The following is a 17,068-nucleotide window of genomic DNA, read 5'->3' on the forward strand; positions in this document are numbered from 1 at the left end:
TGTACCTATGTGCCGGAACTCGGTGGAGTTTAGATTCAACGTGTGATCGACGGCCGATTATCGGGCACGCTGGACTTCAGTTCATCTGTGGTCGAGCGGCCCAGGCGTTGACATTGCATTGCTGCTCGGTGTGGTCGCCCGCAGCCACGACTGTTTCGTCGGCCCGCAGCCACGACTGTTCCGTCGGCGCGCAGCCCGAGCGAGTGTCTCGCTCCGGCTGCGATCGCTGTGATGCCGGTCCATGACTGGACATCGCACTGGCCGAACTGGTTGTCGCCCGTTCCGAAGACCCTTCCGGTCTGGCTCAGCGCGAGCGTATGGACGGAGCCGGCTGCCACTGAGGTGATGCTTCTCCACGATGACACCTCGCACTGGCCTCTGCTGTCGTCGCTGACGGCGACGACGGTGCCGTCGTCGTGTAAGCCGACGGTGTGCAGGTAGCCGGCAGAGACCTCGGACACGTGTGTCCACCGGGCGACGTCGGTCTGCCCTCGCTGATTGTTGCCAGTTGCGAGGGCTGTGCCGTCGCGTCGAACTGCGATTGTGTGCCAGTCGCCGCATCCGATCTCAGTTGACCATGATCTCGCTGTAGATTGTCCTACGTGGGGGGCATGTGGTGGAGTAAAGATTTTCGACCTGACATCTGGCCGCAAGACAGGAAGGAGCCCGGACCGGGAGCACGATGCCTAATGATCCTCTCAACCTCGACAAGGCCGGCGAGTGGGCTGGCGTGTGGTGGCTGCCGGAAGCCCCTAGCGAGAAGGTCCCGGGTGTCCTACGGTACGACCCGGAAGATGGTCTCTCTCTGTCGCTGATCGGCACCTTCGAGGATCGGATCTTAACGACGGACTCGTCTGGATGGACTGCTGTTCACGAAGGAACCCGCACCTGGGAAGTCATGCACGGTGTGGCCGAGCTCAGGGAGATCACACTGCTCGGCTGTGTTCCTAGGAGCACCAGAAGGACCATGGGTGCGCGAGTGGCGAGCCCTGATAAGCAGACCGTGACCGCGACGGTCGCCATCATCGGCGCGCATGTCAGCGGTGACGCGGATCCGGCGTTCGCTAGGGCAGAAGTCTCAGTCGAGGATCTGAGTCTCTGGGCGGTGTCTTCTGTGTTCGAAGGATCCCTCGGGGCTCCCGACGGCAAGATCGACGGGACCGGGCGTATCTCGGTGAAGCCGGTCAAGGCGCAATCGGTCGTAGTCGACGACACTGAGTATCGCCTTCAGCACACGCACACGCTTCCATTCTTCGACCAGCGCAAGGGAGGAAGCGTCGGACGTGTGCGGGACACGGTGTCCATCTGCGTCGTGCCAGCCGAACCATTCTCTCTGAGTGTTGCTCTGCAGGAGGCGAGCCTGGTGCAGGACCTGATCTCCCTGGCGACGCATCGCGCGGCCGGAGTGATCTGGCTCCGACTGGAAGTTGCCGGGACCGAGTCGCACTTCCCTGATGGCCGCCCGCTGCCGCGCCGACGTGCCGATGTGCTCTACTCACCGGCCGCGCTTGGAAAACACGACGCGAAAGCCGTCGATCACCACCGAATGTTCTTCACCTGCGGCACGATCCCATTTGAGGAGGTCATGCCCCGATGGTGCGACGCCCATGGCCGCCTGGAGGCAGCGACAAACATGATCTTGGGCTTGCGCTACGCACCGGCCCGTTTTGTTGAGAACAATCTTCTGACGGCAGTCGGTGCTGCCGAGGTGTTGCACCGCAACCTCCGCATCGACGAGAAACCGTTCCCCAACGCGGAGTTCAGGGCGATGCGAGAGGCGATGCTGGCGCAGGTTCCCGATGAGCACCGAAACAGGTTCAAGGGAGCGATCCGCAACGACCCGACCCTCCGTGATCGGCTCCATGCCCTCGCCGCGCGACCCGATCAGGAAGCGATCGCACAGCTCTTACCGGATGTCGACCATTGGGCGAAGTGGACGACGCGCGCCCGCAATGACCTCGCGCACGAGGGCAGAACGCCCAACCATTCCATCGAGGAGCTGATCGCCGTCGTCGAGGTGACGACCGCGGTCGTAATCCTCAACGTCTTGCACGAGCTCGGGTTGCCGGCAGAGCGACAGCGAGAGATCGTGCGGGAGCACCCGCAACTGAGGGCTACGTTTCGTACCGCTGCCGAATGGCTGGTTCCCTCACCAAACCCTTAGGTGCACTGCGATAGCCGCTACTTCGGAACCTCCGTGACGCTGCTGCCCGGTCGTTTAGTGCGAGACGCGTGTAAGCCTGCTCTATCGCTCGTTCGTTGAGTGCGTCATGGCGGGCGGGCGAGACGACCGGCTGTAAGTGGTGGCAGCGCGTCAGTGCCGCCTGGTGCGGCGGTGAGACGGGAGAATGTCGTCGGCCCTTAAGAACGCGGTGGAGTTCCGCTTCAGTGTCAAAGCTCCATGTCGACGTGCTGCCGGGCCCGTTACCCCCGGAAGCATGTCTGAGACCGTCATGACGCCTGAGACGCTTGCCCTACGCGAGATTCTCGTTGCGCGTCTTGACGAGTTCCAGGTGCTCCTCGATCGGTACGGTGCGACCAACCCGAAGTTGTTCGGGTCCGTCGCGCGCGGCACCGCGTCTGCAGGATCGGACATCGACATCCTCGTCGGGATGGACCCTGCGGAGGGACGTCTCCTGATGCGTGCGTCTGGTCTGCTCGAGGAGAGTCGCGCTCTGTTCGGGCGCGATGGCATCGATGTGTTTCCTGCCCAGTTGCTCAGGCACCCGGTATCCGCTTCGACGCTCGCCGAGGCGGTGCCGCTGTGAGTCGCAGTCCGGCGAAGCCGTGAACCATCTTCCCGATGAGATCACCGGCGCGCACCCTGAGATCGTCTGGCCTCAGATTCGGGATCTCCGCAACATCCTGGTGCACCAGTATTTCGGCGTCGACATCGACGTGGTCCGCGATGTCGTCGATACTCATCTGCCTCCTCTTGCCTAGGCGCTGCGGTGCCACATCTCTGCTGACTGACGGCACGGCTCCAAAGGTTATTCGGCTACGGAACGGGGTCGAGTTCAAGTTCAATGTGTAGCTAGGCCCCGGGGATACTCACGCAGAACTCGTTGCCTTCCGGGTCCTGCATGACAGTCCACACCAATCCCGGCGCCTCGTGGGTGATGAGTTCGGTAGCGCCTAGGTCTTTGAGGCGTTCTATTAAAGTTTCGCGCTCCGCCCCGCCAACGTCGATGTGCATGCGGTTTTCCCAGGTATCGGATCCTTAACGCGCTGAAATCCCAGCGCCGGGGTGGAATCAACCATCACAAAATCGCCGTAATCCGCGGCGATTTCGCAACCGGTTGCGGCGGACCAAAACTCGCCGAGTTTTGAGACACTTGCAATGCCTTGGCGAGCGCATGATTGCTGTATCCGGTAAGCACACCGGGTTTCTTCGAAGGTATTCGTGCCTAGTCGAGCAGGGCGCGGTACTGTTTGCGTGCCTTCATGGAGTGAATGATCGTTTCGGTGCCGTCATCCCAGATGAGTACGACAATCTCGAGTAATCTCATTGAGCCGTCGAACCCGAGGCGCAGTTCCCTTTGAGGGTGTTCCTCATCGAGTGGGGTCTTAAAAACGCAGCCTGAAGTCGCGGCAGTAACGGAGTCGTCTGGCTTGATGCCGTGTTTCGTGGCGCTTCGGCGTACGTCCATTTCTAAATAGCATTCTTTAGCGCTTCGCGGATTGCCTGAGAGCGTGACCATCCGTTTTCAGCCGCAAACTTGTCGAGGTCCGATATCTCGCCGGGGGAAAGCCGAATGGAGATAACCTTCGCAGCATCTTCGTTTCGAGGTTTCCTTCCACGTCGACGAAGTGTCTCTACGTCGTAGCCTTTCTCGGCTTCGGTTACCCACGCATCGATTTGCTCTTCGCTGACTAGCTTCCCGTTGATAGTTTTCATGCACGTAATCGTAATACGGAAAAGGCTTGGCGGCTAGGGGGAGGTTATATTCTTTCGACAATCCGTCGAGTTCAAATTTAACGTGTAGCGTTATTGACGCTTCGCGTTATGGGGGGGATAAGGTGAAGCATGATCCAGTCGTTCGCTGACAAGGACACCGAGCGTTTGTGGAATCGAGAGCGGGTTCGCTCGATCGATTCCCGCATTCACTCAGTAGCGCTGCGCAAGCTTCGCCAGCTTGGGCACGCGCAGACTCTTGATGAGTTACGGAATCCCCCGGAGAACCGGCTTGAGGCGTTGAAAGGTGATCGGCGGGGTCAGTTCAGCATTCGAATCAATGACCAGTGGCGGATCTGTTTTCGGTGGTCCGCCGCGAGGCCAGAGGAGGTTGAGATCGTTGACGACCACTGACAAGCTCCCTCCGGTTCACCCCGGTGAGATCCTCATGGAGGACTTTCTCAAGGAAATGGGGATCACCCAGCACAAGCTCGCCGTCTCCATCGGCGTTCCGCCCCGCCGGATCAACGAAATTGTTCACGGTAAGCGCGCTGTAACCGCTGACACGGCCCTTCGTCTAGCGAAGTTCTTCGGAATGAGCCCCCAGTTCTGGCTCGGGTTACAGACCCAGTACGACCTGGATGTGGCAGAAGACAAAATCCTCGCCGAGATCGAGAGGATTCAGCCGATTCACGCTGTCTCGACGTAGCGGTTACCCGAACCAGGTCCGTCAGCGTGAGGATATGCACGCGGATGGTTCGAACTAGGGAATTTGGGGTCGCCGTCGCGTGGACTTGAGTTCCGAGCGCCGCTTTTTCGCTTCGAGACGGCGCCGCACCGATCCGCGCGTCGGCTTCGTTTTCCGCCGCGGGGGAGGCGGTGGGGCGAGCGCCTCGCGCAACAAGATGGCCATGCGTTCCCGCGCCTCGGCACGGTTGCGGACCTGCGAGCGCTGCGTCGATGCGCTCACGGTGAGCACCGTGCCGTCCAGGCGGTGTTCGAGGTTGTGGAGGGCGCGGCGACGCTGGGCGTCGGAAAGCGATGCGCATTCCGCGATGTCGATGGAGAGCTGCACCTTACTGTCGGTGGTGTTGACGCCCTGGCCGCCCGGGCCCGATGCCTTCGCGAACCGCTCCGACAGGTCCGCCGCGGCGACGACGAGGCCACCGGGGATCCCCGGGCCGGGCGCGATGGTCAGGTCGTTCATACCGCCCAGCGTAGTTAGAGTTGTTTCCGGATCAGACCCGCCGTGCGAGATCAGGGTAATGTACGACCCCTCCGTCACCGTCGACCTCCAACTCGACGTCGACTCCCCGTGTTCCGCTTTCGTATCGGACAGTTTCAGCATCGACGGAGCTGTAGTACTGGTCTGATGCGATCACCTGGAGGGACGGTATATCAATCCAAGCCCTGATTGCGCCCCACGCCAACCCGAGGACCTTCTCGGCCGTCCACGTCAACCCCGAGCTCTGCCAGCACGCCGACGACGAGCACATTCCCAGCACCGGTCGATGTGCCAGAAGACATTGGGTTCGGCGATACGCGACGCTAGGAGATCGTGAACCCAGACGCCGGCGCTTCCGTATCAACGGGGGCGCCGTTGTCATCGACGTACCACTTCATTTCCAGCTCGAGTTCGCGCTCGATGCCGCGACGCTTTTGTGCGTCGGTGACCTCCATCGTGGTGCGGAACGTACCTGGCAGTTCCATCGCTAGGGCGGATTCTCCGGCATCAAGTGTGATGTCGCCGGCCCGGATGCGGGTGGCGAGGGATTCAAACAGGTCGGCCAGCTGGTCGCGGCTGAAGTCGGTCTTGCTCTTGAGTAGCTTCCGGCTCTTGCGGGAAGTATTCGCGTTTTGTGTCATTGTGACCCCATCCTTTCTCACCCAGCCCGATCGAACTTTACGGGCAACCGCCACCAGTATAGCGAATAAAAAAGGCGCGAACTGGGAAAATGGTGGTTAGTAGGGATCGTCGCCACGCCGTGGCAGCACAACAGTGGGGTACTTGCGCACGTATCCCACCGCGATGATCGCCAAAGCGGCCACTGCGCCGAGCATGGTTTCTGCGGTGCGGGCGAGCAGCATCGGGCCGACTGGGGCGGCGTCGACAGCTTGCACCATGAGCAGCGCTGTTGGGGTGATGAAGCTGGCGGCGATGGTGTAGTTGCGGGTCACGTACATCTCGGTCAGGTACTGCAGTACGACGATCCAGACCACAATCTGCCAGCCCTGCGGATGGTGCGACAGTAGGAAGCCGGTCACAGCGATGCCGGTCAGGGTGCCAAGAACGCGCTCGATGGCACGGAAGTACTGCACCTTAAACCGGGAGTTCACCAGGGGAGCGGCGGCAGCGACCATGGCCCAGTAGGAGTGGGAGAGGGGGTCGACAAGCGTCACTGAGATCAGTCCCAAGGTGCCGGCGAGCAGCGGGGCGAAGAAGAACCGGTTCGCCTCAACCGCAAGGCGGCGGCGCGGCACGCGGCCTGCGTCGGGGGCCCGGGTGGGGATTTCGCTTTCCTTCGCGTCGCCACCCGGCCCTTCGCCGATGAGGTGGGAGAACAAACCTAAAACAAGGCACACCAGCGCCGCGCCGCCCGCGATGGCAAAGGCGAGCAGCGGATGGACCGGGTTGCTTAAGGAACCGACGGCAGCGACGGCAAAAATCACAAACACGGAGCCAGTCGGCTTCATGTCGGTGGCCAGCGCGATCGTCGCCCACACAGACGAGGCAATAGAGGTGACAATCAGCAGGACCCATGGGCTGAGATCAAACCACGCAATGGTCGCGCCGAGCGTCACCATCAAGGTCAGTGCGGTGCCGGCAAGAATGTGGTGCTTGAGGCGAACCTCGCGGGTGGCGTGGCGGCCATACACCCCGGTAAATGCCCCGAAGTTTGCGTAGATAGCAAGGTCGAGCCGGCCGAGCGCCAACAGGGTAAACATCGGGATGGCCACGCCGAGCGCGGTGCGGAAGGCAGGGATGTGGTCGCGTCGTGCAGGTCCCATCGTGAATAGTGGGCTGAAATGACGCAACCGTGACCTCCTCGATATCGAAATTTTCTCGTGCTGCCCTGCCGGGACACTCGCGACACTTTAATGGTCACTTCAAAACTTCGTCGAGTCGGGCTCCTGCGCGCTGCTTTGTTTAGGCCGGAAGCGATAGCTTTGCGACGAGCCCACCACCGGCCCGCGGCGCAAGCACCAGGGATCCGCCATGGGCGTTCGCGATCGCATCGACGAGTGCCAACCCGAGCCCGTGGCCGGCACCTGCGGTGCGCTCGGCGCGCGCGAATGGTTCGGTCCAGGTTGCAACCTCGGCCGCGGAGTAGGTCTCGCCGCCGGATTCCACGGTGACCTCAGCGAAGTTGCCCACCTTGCGCAGGGTGAGCGCAGGATCGTGGCCGTGGGTGATCGCGTTGCGCACCAGGTTGTCCACGGCCTGGCGGGTCAGGGTGGGGGAGGCATCCACGGTCACGTCCACAGTGTCGGCGGGGACGTTGCGGTCGGTGCACACCTCGCGGCACAGTTCTGCTAGGTCGAGGCGCTGCCGGTCGCGCACGTCCACGTTGGCCAGCTGGAGTAGGGCGGCCACGGTGTCGGCGCTGCGGGCGTTGACCTCGCGCACGCGAGAAAGGGTGGGGCGCAACCCGGCGTCGTCGCCAGTGAGTGCCACGTCCGCCATGGTCTGGATGGTCGCGATCGGGGTCTTCAACTCATGTGACGCATTGGAGGCGAACCGGCGCTGGCGCTCCACTGCGCCCGCCAACTCGTCGAGCATCACGTTGAGCGCGTCGGCGAGTTCGCCGACCTCGTCATCGGGACCATGGTGGGTGATGCGGGCTGAGAGGTCGCCGCGGGTGACGATGGCGGCGTCGTCGGCAATGTCGCGAAGAGGTTTGATCACCAGGCCTGCCACGAACCAGCCGATCACACCCGCAAGCAGGGTCAACAGGGCAAGTACCGACAGGGAGGCGAGGAGGACGCGGCGCAGGATCTCGCTGGTAATTGGCACGGCGCCGTCGATGATGACACCGTCCTCCACCGTGGGGAAGGTGGCCGTTACCGGCACCGGGGTGAGCTTCAGGTAGGCATACACCAGCCCGATCAGCGCCAACCCCATCCCAAGCACCGTGGCCACGAACATCACCGTGATGCGGGCCCGCAAACTCAGCCTCATCGTTCCTCCTCCGCCACGTAGTAGCCGGCGCCGGCCACGGTGTGCACGATGCGCGGCTCGCCTAGTTTCTTGCGCAGGTGCGACACCGTCACGCGCGGGGAGTTAGTGAACGGGTCCGCGTTTTCGTCCCCCGCCTCCGCGAGCAGGTCCTCGGCAGAGATCACCCCGCCGTCGGCCTCCATGAGTACCTCGAGCACAGCGAACTCTTTCGGGCTCAGCGGTACCGTCTCTCCACCACGCGTAACTTCGCGCCTAAAGGTGTCCAGGCGCACATCCCCGCACCGATATACCTCGCCGCGCGCCGGGGCGTTGCGCTTCGCCAACGCATTAACCCGCGCGATCAGCTCCGGGACCTCGAACGGCTTGGGCAGATAATCGTCGGCGCCGAGCCCGAACCCTTCCAGCCGGTCGTCCAGGGATCCGGATGCGGTCAGCATGATCACCCGGGTCGCAGGATGCGTATCGACGACCCACCTGCACACCTCATCACCATGCAACCCCGGCAGGTCCCGGTCGAGGACGACAACGTCGGGGCGGGTGTCGTCGATACGCGAACGCGCTTCTAACCCGTCGTACACGGCGCTAGCCTGCATGTTCGCGTTGTTGAGCGCGGTGGCGATGGCGTCGGCGAGATAGGCTTCGTCGTCGACCACAAGTACCCGAATTGTCATGGCCCCGATCGTATCGGCGGGGGTGTTGCGTCCACGTTAACGTCACCGCAACATCTGGCTGCGTAACTTTCGCAGCCATGCAGACCCGAAACGTAGGAATCGACGCCGCCCGCGCGGTGGCACTCGTCGCCATGATGGTCGCGCACCTCACCGTCCAAGACGGCATCACCGCACAGGTGCTGTTCGGCTTCCCGGCCGCACTGTTCGCCTTCATCGCCGGTGTCTCAATGGGGTACATGCGCGCCCAGCCCGCCGAGTTCATCGTGCGCGGCATCCTTCTGATCGCCCTGCATTTTGCGCTCGCCCCATTTTCGGGGTCGATCGTGGTGGTGCTCGGCACCATCGGGGTCTGCATGGCGCTGCTCGCCTGGGCGCCACGCTGGGACACACCACTGTTGCTCTGGCTTGCGTGCGCCCTCGCCTTCGGATCGGCGGTGCTCGCGCCGTCGTCCTGGCCGTACCCGCCCATGATGTGGGCCACGCTCATGATCGCCGGCATCCTGTTCAAACGCCACATGCCGTTGTGGCCCGGCCTCGTGGTCGGCGGGGCGCTGTTTGCCCTGGATGTGGCGCTGCGCTGGACCACACCGTTGCCACCGCTTCTCGACGCCACCGGACACACCGGCGGGCTCATAGACGTTGTGGGCAGCGTGGGGGCGTCGATAAGCATCTGCTCCCTGTGCTGCCTGGCGCAACGGTGGCTCGGATGGCTCGCGCCGCTGGGGCGGATGCCGCTGACCCTGTACTGCATCCACGTGCTCACCGCCGAGTGGCTCAATGTCTGGGTGACCGTGGGCGGCGCCATCGTGATCGCTTACGCCTGGCTCGCGATATTTAAGCGCGGGCCGCTTGAAACTGTAATTCGCCGCATCACCGCGGTAGTGAAGGAGAACAATCGTGAAAAAGTACGTAGCTAGCCTCGCCGTCGCAGGCGCCCTCGTCGCCCAACCCGCATGGGCGATGGAAAGCACCACCTTCGCCGGTGATGCCGACGAGGCCAAGCCCGTGGTCTCCGTGCGTGTCGACGACTCTGACCCCGACGACGGCGTCTGCACCGGCACCGCCATCGACCCCCACTGGGTAATCACCGCCCGCCACTGCGTCGAGGCTGCCGCCAAGCCGGGCGGATCGGTGCGCACCGGCCAGGGCGACGACCAGCGCGTTTACAAGGTCGACCGCCACGAGATCGCCCCGCGCGGCGACATCGCCCTGCTCCACACCGAAGAGGAAATGCAGCTAGACACGTTTGCAGAGGTTGCCGACGAGATCCCCGCTGGCGCAGTCAACATCTACGGCTGGTCCTCCGACGGCTCGGGCGGCTCCACCAAGCTGCCCTCCGCCGAGGCCGAGGTGCGTGGCGATTCCCCGCTCGCCCTTTTCGACGCCCCAACCGCCCTCGAGGTCGCCCTCAAGAACGGCGCCCGCATCCAGCCGGGCGACTCCGGCGGCGCCATCTTCGCCGACGGCAAGGTCGCTGGCGTCATGTCGGCCGGTCTGTTTGAGGATCCCGAGAACCCGACCGAGGAGGAAATGACCTCCAACGCCGCCGTCGCGGTGGCGCCGGTCGCTGAGCAGGCCGAGTGGATCCGCAGCGTTGTTGGTGGTGAGGCGGCAGACTCTTCCGCGACCGCCTCTCCGGAATCGCAGGCTGAGCCATCGGCGTCCTGGCGTAACGTTGCCATCGGCCTGGGCGTTTTGGCCCTCGTGGTTGCTGGCTTCCTGGTGCTGCTGCGCCGCCGTTCTAACTAATCGCACCCGCTAGCCACTCTCGCTAGAGCACAGGGTTAAAACTCGAGGTGCGCTACTCGGTTTCTTGTGCCGGGTAGCGCACCTTTTTGTCGTCGCCGACGGTGGCGCCGTCGTTGAGCTTTGCGGGGGTCAGGGTGGGGCCATGCTGGGTCATGCCCATGATGTGCTGCACGTCGTCGCCGTGGGCGAGGAGGTGGTCGGCGATGATGCGGCGATGGCAGCGCCACCACACTGCTTCCGAGCACATGATCGCCGTTGGGGTTTCCGCGGCCTGGTCTCTGAGTTCTGCGAGGGCTTGCACGAACTCGCTACCAAGCGCGTGGTCCGCGTAATTGTGGAAGCTGCGGTTGCGCCAGTTTCCGTTGACCTCAAAGGGGATGGTCTTGGAGACGTTGCGCCGCCCGGTAAGGCCTTCGCTTCGGGAGTAGGCGATGCCGTGCTCGGGTAGGTGTGTGGCGAGGTGGTCGTCGTTGAACCAGGGGTACTTCCTGGAGCCGGGGAGTTTGCGCACGTCCACAATGGCGCGCACGCCGGAAGCCTCGAGCATGCCAGTGAACTGGTCAAACTCGAGGTTGGAATGGCCGACGGTGAAAATACGCATGCCTTCGAGGGTAGGCACCGTTAGGCACCTTTGGGCATCGGTGGGCTACCAGGTGGGTGGCCCGGTGGGTAAAAGGCAGGGTCGAGTGTCCCGGTCCGGGCGCAGTCGCATCTTCCTTTGGCTGCGTAAATTCTGCTGACTGCGGAGTGTTTCGCGGGTACTGATTGGTTGTATTTCAGCGGGTCAAAGGGGTGTTTTCGGTACCCGGCTTTGCCTGTTTGGGGGTCGTAATCCATGTACCCCTTGTTCAAGGAGCCGTCTCTGTTGTCGTTGTTGCACCTGTGATGTTCGCGGCACAGTCCGGTGAGGTTTTCGATGTCGGTGTTGCCGCCCTTGATCCACGCGAGGATGTGGTGGGCTTCGCACTCCGTCATTGGGGTGGTGCAGCCCAGCCAGGAGCACACGCCTTGGATGGCGAACATTGCGATGCGCTGTTCGACCGAGGCGAGTCGTGTGGTCCGGCCCATCCACAGCGGCACTGAGGTGACGCCGTCGACTTGGAGGAGGAAGTCGGTGGTTCCGTCCATGCCAAGGCGGATGAGGTCGAAGCAGTCGACTTCGATGCCGGTGTTGGTGTCGTAGAGCATGGAGGCGTCGCCGTCGGCAAGGTCGTCGAGCGTCATCGAGATCACCACCGAGGCCGCGCCACCGTTTTTCTTCTGGCAGTCCTGTTCGTACTGCTGGAAGATGGCGAAGAACTGGTCGAAGCGTCGCTGTTGTGGGGTGCGGGAATCGACCTCGTTGTGTTGGTCGGCGGGGAGGTTGGAGTTCGGCGCGAGACCTTTGTCCGCGTGCGCCTTGATCAACGCGGCGGCGCCGGCGGTGGCGTTGATGAGGATGTCTACGGTGCCATCTGCTTTACGACGACCAAACGACAAACCTCGGTTTTCATACCCCGCATTCGGGTTCGAATGGGGAGCGTGCTTCCGGTTCGCTTCGGCCACGGCGCGGCGGACGTACTGCCGGAGGTCTTCCGGGCTGCGCAGGAGCGCTTCGGCCATGGCGTCGGCGTAGATGCGGGTGCGCTCGCCGGCGGCGGCCTTGAGAAGTTTGTCCAGTTCGCGCCGGATGATGTCTTGCTTTTCGGCGCTGACTTGGGAGGAGTTCTTGCGGGCGTCGTCTTGCTGCTGCTTCTGACGGTCCTGTTCCCGCTGCTGCTCTTGCTGCTCCTGCTGCTCCTGACGGTCCTCGTCCGCAGCACCAAAAAGGTCGTCATCCTGGTCTTCCTCAACCGGGGGAGCAGCAGGCTCCGGCGGTGGGCCAAACAGCAAGCGGCCGCGCTCGAGACGGTTGTAGGCTTCGCCCTTCGACAGGTCGAGGTATTGCTGGAGGTACGCGTTGGGGTAGTTGGCGCCGACGATGCGGCCGGCGTCGTCGCGTTCGGCAATAAAAGCGAACGCGGCGTCGATGGTTGCCTTCTTCTTAAATTGTTCTTCCAGGCGTTCCATGTCGCGGCGGATGTCGTCGAACGCGAGGGTGGAGGGGTCGTCGAAAAGCGTGCTCAATGTGCGAAGCGCAGCGGAAATATCGTTGACGCATTGGGTGATTTCGCTGGTCATGACCCCTCCTTTCGTGAGTTGCCATAAACCTATCAACCCCTCAAGACATCAACCCGACCCATTCGAACACGCATTCGAACGTTTAAAGAATCTCCACACTCTCGTAGCGCCCAACGCGAAGCGCACCAACCGGCATTCCAGCGTCGGTCTGGAAGTGCATGTACTGCGGCGCAACGGTCAGTCGGGCGCGTTGTCCAACGACCTTCTCCCACTCGAGGTTTTGGAGGTACTGGTGGCCACGGGCGCCGATTTCCCGACGCCCCAGGGCCACGGAATCCGTGGACTTTGTGTACACGGATCCGGCGTGGTTGTAATCCGTGAACTCCTGGGGAGAATCCAGCTCAAGCAGGAAGTATTCACTCGAGGGGTCCTCGCCGTTTGGCATGCCTTCGGGTTGCAGCTCGGCACCAGTTTTCATCACCACAGTGCCCTCGATAACAACGTCCTCGCCACCGACGCGCTCGACAGTGCTTTCCTCCAGGTGAACGGTAAGTTCGCCAGTTTCAAGCGGTGCTCGGTCTTCGAGTGTCATCCAGTCAATGACCAGGTGTAGCGGAGACGGATTCATAGCGTAGAAATCAGAGGATTCCTGCGATGCAACCAACGAGGCGCCCTCCAGATCCACCCAGGTACTTTGGCCCTCGCCCGTGCCCGAAGAGTGCGTGGTCTGGTACAGGCCACGCTCGAGCTGGGAGGCATAGAGACCAGCCCGGAAACCCCCGGCACCAGCAGCGCCGTATACGAGTGATTGGTTAGCAACTTCCAGCGACCCGCCATCGGTCGTGAACACCAACACACTGGCATAACGGTCCGAGTACATGTTGTCGCCCCACTGGCTGAGCAGCAGTTCCGGGTTGCCGCCACCGTTGGCTTCGACGAGCGCGTAGTTGTAATTGCCGTTCAGCGTGAAATCGAGCTCGCCATCCGTGGCCAGCGGAACGTCGAAATTCTGCTCGCCTGACGCGTCAAGGACTGTCGCGTACAGCTCGCGCCAATTGCTTGTCGACGACCCCTTCTCACCATCCGGGCCATCCTCCCCTTCAATCTCCGAGCCATCGGGGTTGACCCACTTCACGGAGGTCTCGACCACGGTCTCCCGCGAATCCCCACCCGCGCAGGCGGAGACGAACGCAACGGAACTGGCAGCAACAAGCGCAAGGGCGCGACGCAATATCATGCGTCAACTCTAACCGCCGTGCACAGGAAATATCCGGCTATTTCCCAAGTTCTTTGCGGCGTTCGTACGCGAGCTTGAGGCGCTTCGCGCGTTCCTTCTTGTCCTTTTGTAGCAGCTCTTCGAGGACTTCATCCTCCTCTTCGGAGATGTTGAATACGGGGAACCAGGTGATCATCAGAACGCCCGTTATTGGCCAGACCGCCCACGCGTAATCCCAGTCGAAGCCGAGTTGGAGGATGAAGTATGTGAGGGCGCCGAGGACACCGGTTGCGACCATGGCGGCATCCATCTTCTTTTTCGCCGCGAGTTTTTGCTCCAGTTCGATCTCAGAAACGGACGGCTTTGCGGGGGCTGCAGGTTGGTCTGGGAGATCGTCGAAAAGCGTTGCAAGCTCGCCGCGTGTGCGGGCGACTGCGGCTTGAGCTGTGCGTTCATCGAACTCGCTGACCTCCAGGTAGCCGTCCGCAAACAGCGTGCCTAGGCGGTCGAGTGCTTCCGAGCGCTCAGCGTCGCCTACGCGAATCTCGTCCATGTTTGCCTCCAATTTGTGCTTGCCCCTGCGGCAACCTGTTCAATCACATGCATGACAGAGGATAACGAGTACACGATCGGCGAAGCAGCACAGGCGCTTGGCGTATCCACGAAAGCCCTACGTCACTGGGAAACCCTCGGGCTCATCGAACCGGAGCGCACGTGGGCGGACCACCGCATCTACACCGAGGCGGATCTTGAACGTGGCGCAGCTATTGCGCTTTACCGCGGCGTTGGCGTGCCACTCGCGGAGATTGCATCGCTTCTCGACGCCTCCCCGCACACCCTCGCAAACGCCCTCAAACACCACAAACAGGCACTTGCTTCTCGACGAGACGCCCTCGAGGAACAACTCGCCTCTGTCGAACAACTCATCAACGAATCAACACAAGGAGCGATCAACATGGACGCAATGAAGAAGTACCTCGGCGAGAACATGCCCGCCTACCAGGAGGAAGCACAGCAGCGCTGGGGCGATACGCCCGAGTGGGCGCAGTCCCAGGAGAAGCTGGCGCAGATGGGGGACGGCGACTTCAAACGCCTCCAGGAAGAGCAAGACGCGCTGGCCAAGGACCTGGTTGCGGCCCGCGATGCCGGCGTCGCGCCGGGTTCGACGGAAGCCGAGGCATTGGTGGAGCGCCACCGCGCGAGCATCGGTCAGTGGTACGACGTCACCCCGGCGCGCCAGCTCATCCTGGCCCGTATGTACGTTGGCGACGACCGCTTCCACGCCGCCTACGATGGCGCGCAGGATTACCTGCTCGAACTGATCACCGCGCACGCAAAGAATGCCGGCGTGGATGTGGACAACCCGCAGTGGGGGTAATCCGTATCTTCAACTCCCATGATTGCCCCGGACCTGCCCTGGATCTGTGCCGGCACCTACACCGGGCAAATGACAGGAACGTTGCCGTCGTGGAGCACTTTGGCGCGGATGCCGTAGACCTGCTCCAACAGTTCGGGTGTGAACGCATCGTTGGGTGAGTCGTGGGTGATCGTCTTGCCGCCTTTCATAACGAGTAGCTCGTCGCAGTAGCGGGCAGCGAGGTTGAGGTCATGGATGGCGACGATTGCCAGCTTGTCGGTGCCTGCGATGACCTCTCGGACCAGCTGGAGGACGTCGACTTGGTGGCGGAGGTCGAGGGCGGAGGTGGGCTCGTCGAGAAGCAAGATGCGAGGCTCGCGTACCAACATCTGTGCGATGCCGACGAGTTGTCGCTGGCCGCCTGACATGGCGGACATCATGCGGTCTGCAAGCGCTGTGATTCCGAGCCGGCTCATGATGCGTGCTGTGGCTTCGACGGGATTTTCGGTGGAGCCACCGCCGCGCCGGGCTGCGATCACGATGGACTCGAACGCGGTGAGCGAGGCTCCAGTGAGCAGATCCTGTGGTACATAGCCGACGACGTGAGGGCGGTTAGCGTCGGAGACAGTCGCACCGTCGAGAGTGATTGTGCAGGTGCCGGACGTTGGCGTTTTAATGCCTGCCAGGGTCTTGATCAGCGTTGATTTTCCGGCGGCGTTTGGGCCGAGCAGGCCGATTACGTTGCCTTCAGTTAGCGGGCCGAACGACATGGAGTCGAGGATGGTGCTGCGCCCGTATTTCACTGTCAGGTCGTCTACTTGGACTGCCATGGTTTCAGCCTTTCCGCCGGTTGCGGGTGAAAATGAGGAAGATGAAGAATGGCACGCCGACGAGCGCCGTGATGATGCCGATCGGGATCGCCACGCCCGGGATGATGGAAAGGGATACGGCGTAAGCGACGCTGAGCAGCATTGCCCCAGCTGCAGCTGAGGCGGGTAGGAAGAACTTTTGGTCTTCGCCGACCAGCATCCTGGCCACGTGGGGGCCGACGAGACCGATAAAACCGATGATGCCGGTGAACGCCACCGAGGCTGCTGCGAGCACTGAAGCGACGAGCAGGGTGGTGATGCGGAGCCGGGCGACATTGATACCGAGGGCGGCGGCTCGGTCGTCGCCAAGCCGAAGCGCTGTAAGCCGCCATGAATTGGCAACGCAAAACGGGATGGCGACTGCAATAACCACGGCAAGAATGGACGTGGTGGTCCAGTTCGCGCGTTGCAGCGAGCCCATTGTCCAGAACACAATCTGTTGGAGCGCTTCGGTGTTCGCGCCGTATTGCAACAGCGAAAGTAGCGCCTGGAAGAGGAACGATAGGGCGATGCCGAGCAGGATCATCGACTCGGCGTTCGCACCTTTCCACACTGCGGCCGCAGCAACGATGGCGACTGCGACAAGTGCCGACAATGCTGCGGTGAACGCCAAGTTGAGTTGAGCGTTCGGCAACACCACCCAACCGATGACGATGGACATTGCCGCGCCGAAGGCTGCCGCTGCGGAGATACCGAGGGTGAACGGTTCCGCTAGCGGGTTGTCCAGGATTGTCTGCATCTGCGCGCCTGCGAGCGACAGTGCTACGCCGACGAGGACTGCCATGATCGCAGCCGGAAGGCGTAGGGTGCGGATGACGGTGCGCGTTTGCTCGTCGACAAGTTCAGGGCGGAAAACCGCATTCCAAACCTGGCCGAGCGAAATGTCCAACGGACCGACGATGACTGCGATGAGGAAGCTCACAACCGCGGCGAGGGTGAGCCCCGCAATCGCGATTGCTTTGCGACGACCCCGTTGCCGGTACGTCGCAATCGCCTCCATTGCCTCTGTCTCGTCATACATGACTGGAGGT

Annotated in this window: 24 protein-coding genes; 8 read left to right on the forward strand and 16 right to left on the reverse strand. The window is 62.3% G+C overall.

Going from position 1 to position 17,068, the window contains the following annotated elements; genetic code table 11:
- Positions 1 to 35 precede the first annotated feature (35 nt).
- Positions 36 to 653, reverse strand: a complete 618-nt coding sequence (locus HMPREF2736_RS12895) for an RCC1 domain-containing protein (RefSeq protein WP_210386074.1) — start codon at positions 651 to 653, stop codon at positions 36 to 38.
- Positions 654 to 682: 29 nt separating this feature from the next.
- Here HMPREF2736_RS12895 and HMPREF2736_RS09490 point away from each other — a divergent pair, with 29 nt between their 5' ends.
- The 3 genes from HMPREF2736_RS09490 to HMPREF2736_RS12795 all read left to right on the forward strand — a co-directional run bounded on the left by HMPREF2736_RS09490 (position 683) and on the right by HMPREF2736_RS12795 (position 2,943).
- Complete coding sequence (locus HMPREF2736_RS09490; RefSeq protein ID WP_070568670.1) at positions 683 to 2,164, forward strand: ApeA N-terminal domain 1-containing protein; 1,482 nt, start codon at positions 683 to 685, stop codon at positions 2,162 to 2,164.
- A 274-nt stretch (positions 2,165 to 2,438) separates the two neighbouring features.
- Positions 2,439 to 2,768 carry a nucleotidyltransferase family protein gene (locus HMPREF2736_RS09495; protein ID WP_070614131.1) on the forward strand — a complete coding sequence of 110 codons (330 nt, stop codon included), beginning with the start codon at positions 2,439 to 2,441 and terminating at the stop codon, positions 2,766 to 2,768.
- On the forward strand, positions 2,698 to 2,943 hold the full coding sequence (locus HMPREF2736_RS12795) for a HepT-like ribonuclease domain-containing protein (protein WP_256374907.1): 246 nt from the start codon (positions 2,698 to 2,700) through the stop codon (positions 2,941 to 2,943). Before HMPREF2736_RS09495 ends, HMPREF2736_RS12795 begins: the two co-directional genes overlap by 71 nt.
- A gap of 91 nt (positions 2,944 to 3,034) precedes the next feature.
- Here HMPREF2736_RS12795 and HMPREF2736_RS12730 read toward each other — a convergent pair whose 3' ends face one another.
- The 3 genes from HMPREF2736_RS12730 to HMPREF2736_RS09515 all read right to left on the reverse strand — a co-directional run bounded on the left by HMPREF2736_RS12730 (position 3,035) and on the right by HMPREF2736_RS09515 (position 3,898).
- A complete protein-coding gene (locus tag HMPREF2736_RS12730) occupies positions 3,035 to 3,196 on the reverse strand; it encodes a VOC family protein (protein ID WP_246816755.1) in 162 nt (53 codons plus the stop codon).
- Positions 3,197 to 3,407: 211 nt separating this feature from the next.
- Positions 3,408 to 3,650, reverse strand: a complete 243-nt coding sequence (locus HMPREF2736_RS09510) for a hypothetical protein (protein ID WP_070568665.1) — start codon at positions 3,648 to 3,650, stop codon at positions 3,408 to 3,410.
- Between the two features lie 2 nt (positions 3,651 to 3,652).
- Complete coding sequence (locus HMPREF2736_RS09515; protein ID WP_034662589.1) at positions 3,653 to 3,898, reverse strand: ribbon-helix-helix domain-containing protein; 246 nt, start codon at positions 3,896 to 3,898, stop codon at positions 3,653 to 3,655.
- Positions 3,899 to 4,027: 129 nt separating this feature from the next.
- Here HMPREF2736_RS09515 and HMPREF2736_RS09520 point away from each other — a divergent pair, with 129 nt between their 5' ends.
- Both HMPREF2736_RS09520 and HMPREF2736_RS09525 read left to right on the forward strand, forming a co-directional pair.
- Positions 4,028 to 4,309 carry a type II toxin-antitoxin system RelE/ParE family toxin gene (locus tag HMPREF2736_RS09520; RefSeq protein ID WP_070568662.1) on the forward strand — a complete coding sequence of 94 codons (282 nt, stop codon included), beginning with the start codon at positions 4,028 to 4,030 and terminating at the stop codon, positions 4,307 to 4,309.
- Positions 4,310 to 4,343: 34 nt separating this feature from the next.
- Positions 4,344 to 4,604 (forward strand): HigA family addiction module antitoxin, encoded by a 261-nt coding sequence (locus tag HMPREF2736_RS09525; RefSeq protein WP_070568690.1) that lies wholly within the window; start codon positions 4,344 to 4,346, stop codon positions 4,602 to 4,604.
- 54 nt (positions 4,605 to 4,658) lie between these two features.
- On the opposite strand, the gene arfB is transcribed toward HMPREF2736_RS09525, so the two are convergent.
- From arfB to HMPREF2736_RS09555, 6 genes are all read right to left on the reverse strand, one after another.
- A complete protein-coding gene (gene arfB, locus HMPREF2736_RS09530; protein ID WP_070829487.1) occupies positions 4,659 to 5,102 on the reverse strand; it encodes an alternative ribosome rescue aminoacyl-tRNA hydrolase ArfB in 444 nt (147 codons plus the stop codon).
- A 31-nt stretch (positions 5,103 to 5,133) separates the two neighbouring features.
- A complete protein-coding gene (locus HMPREF2736_RS09535; protein ID WP_349018894.1) occupies positions 5,134 to 5,502 on the reverse strand; it encodes a putative glycolipid-binding domain-containing protein in 369 nt (122 codons plus the stop codon).
- Positions 5,444 to 5,761: an amphi-Trp domain-containing protein gene (locus HMPREF2736_RS09540; RefSeq protein ID WP_070568653.1), complete on the reverse strand. Its 318-nt coding sequence runs from the start codon at positions 5,759 to 5,761 to the stop codon at positions 5,444 to 5,446. The genes HMPREF2736_RS09535 and HMPREF2736_RS09540 overlap by 59 nt, the downstream gene beginning before the upstream one ends.
- A gap of 96 nt (positions 5,762 to 5,857) precedes the next feature.
- On the reverse strand, positions 5,858 to 6,904 hold the full coding sequence (locus tag HMPREF2736_RS09545; protein ID WP_070829488.1) for an FUSC family protein: 1,047 nt from the start codon (positions 6,902 to 6,904) through the stop codon (positions 5,858 to 5,860).
- Between the two features lie 139 nt (positions 6,905 to 7,043).
- Positions 7,044 to 8,075 (reverse strand): sensor histidine kinase, encoded by a 1,032-nt coding sequence (locus HMPREF2736_RS09550; RefSeq protein WP_070829489.1) that lies wholly within the window; start codon positions 8,073 to 8,075, stop codon positions 7,044 to 7,046.
- Positions 8,072 to 8,740, reverse strand: a complete 669-nt coding sequence (locus HMPREF2736_RS09555) for a response regulator transcription factor (RefSeq protein WP_210399464.1) — start codon at positions 8,738 to 8,740, stop codon at positions 8,072 to 8,074. The genes HMPREF2736_RS09550 and HMPREF2736_RS09555 overlap by 4 nt, the downstream gene beginning before the upstream one ends.
- Before the next feature lie 83 nt (positions 8,741 to 8,823).
- On the opposite strand from HMPREF2736_RS09555, the gene HMPREF2736_RS09560 reads away from it, so the two are divergent.
- Both HMPREF2736_RS09560 and HMPREF2736_RS09565 read left to right on the forward strand, forming a co-directional pair.
- Positions 8,824 to 9,663, forward strand: coding sequence for a DUF418 domain-containing protein (locus HMPREF2736_RS09560; protein ID WP_070829491.1), 840 nt, complete (start codon positions 8,824 to 8,826; stop codon positions 9,661 to 9,663).
- On the forward strand, positions 9,644 to 10,495 hold the full coding sequence (locus HMPREF2736_RS09565; protein WP_070421644.1) for a trypsin-like serine protease: 852 nt from the start codon (positions 9,644 to 9,646) through the stop codon (positions 10,493 to 10,495). The genes HMPREF2736_RS09560 and HMPREF2736_RS09565 overlap by 20 nt, the downstream gene beginning before the upstream one ends.
- A gap of 52 nt (positions 10,496 to 10,547) precedes the next feature.
- Here HMPREF2736_RS09565 and HMPREF2736_RS09570 read toward each other — a convergent pair whose 3' ends face one another.
- The 4 genes from HMPREF2736_RS09570 to HMPREF2736_RS09585 form a co-directional block, all read right to left on the reverse strand.
- A complete protein-coding gene (locus HMPREF2736_RS09570; protein WP_070829583.1) occupies positions 10,548 to 11,096 on the reverse strand; it encodes a DUF488 domain-containing protein in 549 nt (182 codons plus the stop codon).
- 20 nt (positions 11,097 to 11,116) lie between these two features.
- Positions 11,117 to 12,655, reverse strand: coding sequence for an HNH endonuclease signature motif containing protein (locus HMPREF2736_RS09575; RefSeq protein ID WP_070829492.1), 1,539 nt, complete (start codon positions 12,653 to 12,655; stop codon positions 11,117 to 11,119).
- Between the two features lie 82 nt (positions 12,656 to 12,737).
- Complete coding sequence (locus HMPREF2736_RS09580) at positions 12,738 to 13,832, reverse strand: hypothetical protein (protein ID WP_070829493.1); 1,095 nt, start codon at positions 13,830 to 13,832, stop codon at positions 12,738 to 12,740.
- A gap of 37 nt (positions 13,833 to 13,869) precedes the next feature.
- Positions 13,870 to 14,364 (reverse strand): DUF1707 SHOCT-like domain-containing protein, encoded by a 495-nt coding sequence (locus HMPREF2736_RS09585; protein WP_070829494.1) that lies wholly within the window; start codon positions 14,362 to 14,364, stop codon positions 13,870 to 13,872.
- A 51-nt stretch (positions 14,365 to 14,415) separates the two neighbouring features.
- Between HMPREF2736_RS09585 and HMPREF2736_RS09590 the strand changes: the two genes are divergently transcribed.
- Positions 14,416 to 15,189, forward strand: a complete 774-nt coding sequence (locus tag HMPREF2736_RS09590) for a MerR family transcriptional regulator (protein ID WP_070829495.1) — start codon at positions 14,416 to 14,418, stop codon at positions 15,187 to 15,189.
- Positions 15,190 to 15,245: 56 nt separating this feature from the next.
- On the opposite strand, the gene HMPREF2736_RS09595 is transcribed toward HMPREF2736_RS09590, so the two are convergent.
- Together HMPREF2736_RS09595 and HMPREF2736_RS09600 are read right to left on the reverse strand one after the other, a co-directional pair.
- Positions 15,246 to 15,998, reverse strand: coding sequence for an ABC transporter ATP-binding protein (locus HMPREF2736_RS09595; protein ID WP_070452660.1), 753 nt, complete (start codon positions 15,996 to 15,998; stop codon positions 15,246 to 15,248).
- 4 nt (positions 15,999 to 16,002) lie between these two features.
- Positions 16,003 to 17,058 carry a FecCD family ABC transporter permease gene (locus HMPREF2736_RS09600; protein WP_168156424.1) on the reverse strand — a complete coding sequence of 352 codons (1,056 nt, stop codon included), beginning with the start codon at positions 17,056 to 17,058 and terminating at the stop codon, positions 16,003 to 16,005.
- Between the last annotated feature and the right edge of the window lie 10 nt (positions 17,059 to 17,068).

The organism is Corynebacterium sp. HMSC036E10 (assembly GCF_001836265.1).
In the GTDB taxonomy this organism is placed as follows: Bacteria; Actinomycetota; Actinomycetes; order Mycobacteriales; family Mycobacteriaceae; genus Corynebacterium; species Corynebacterium coyleae.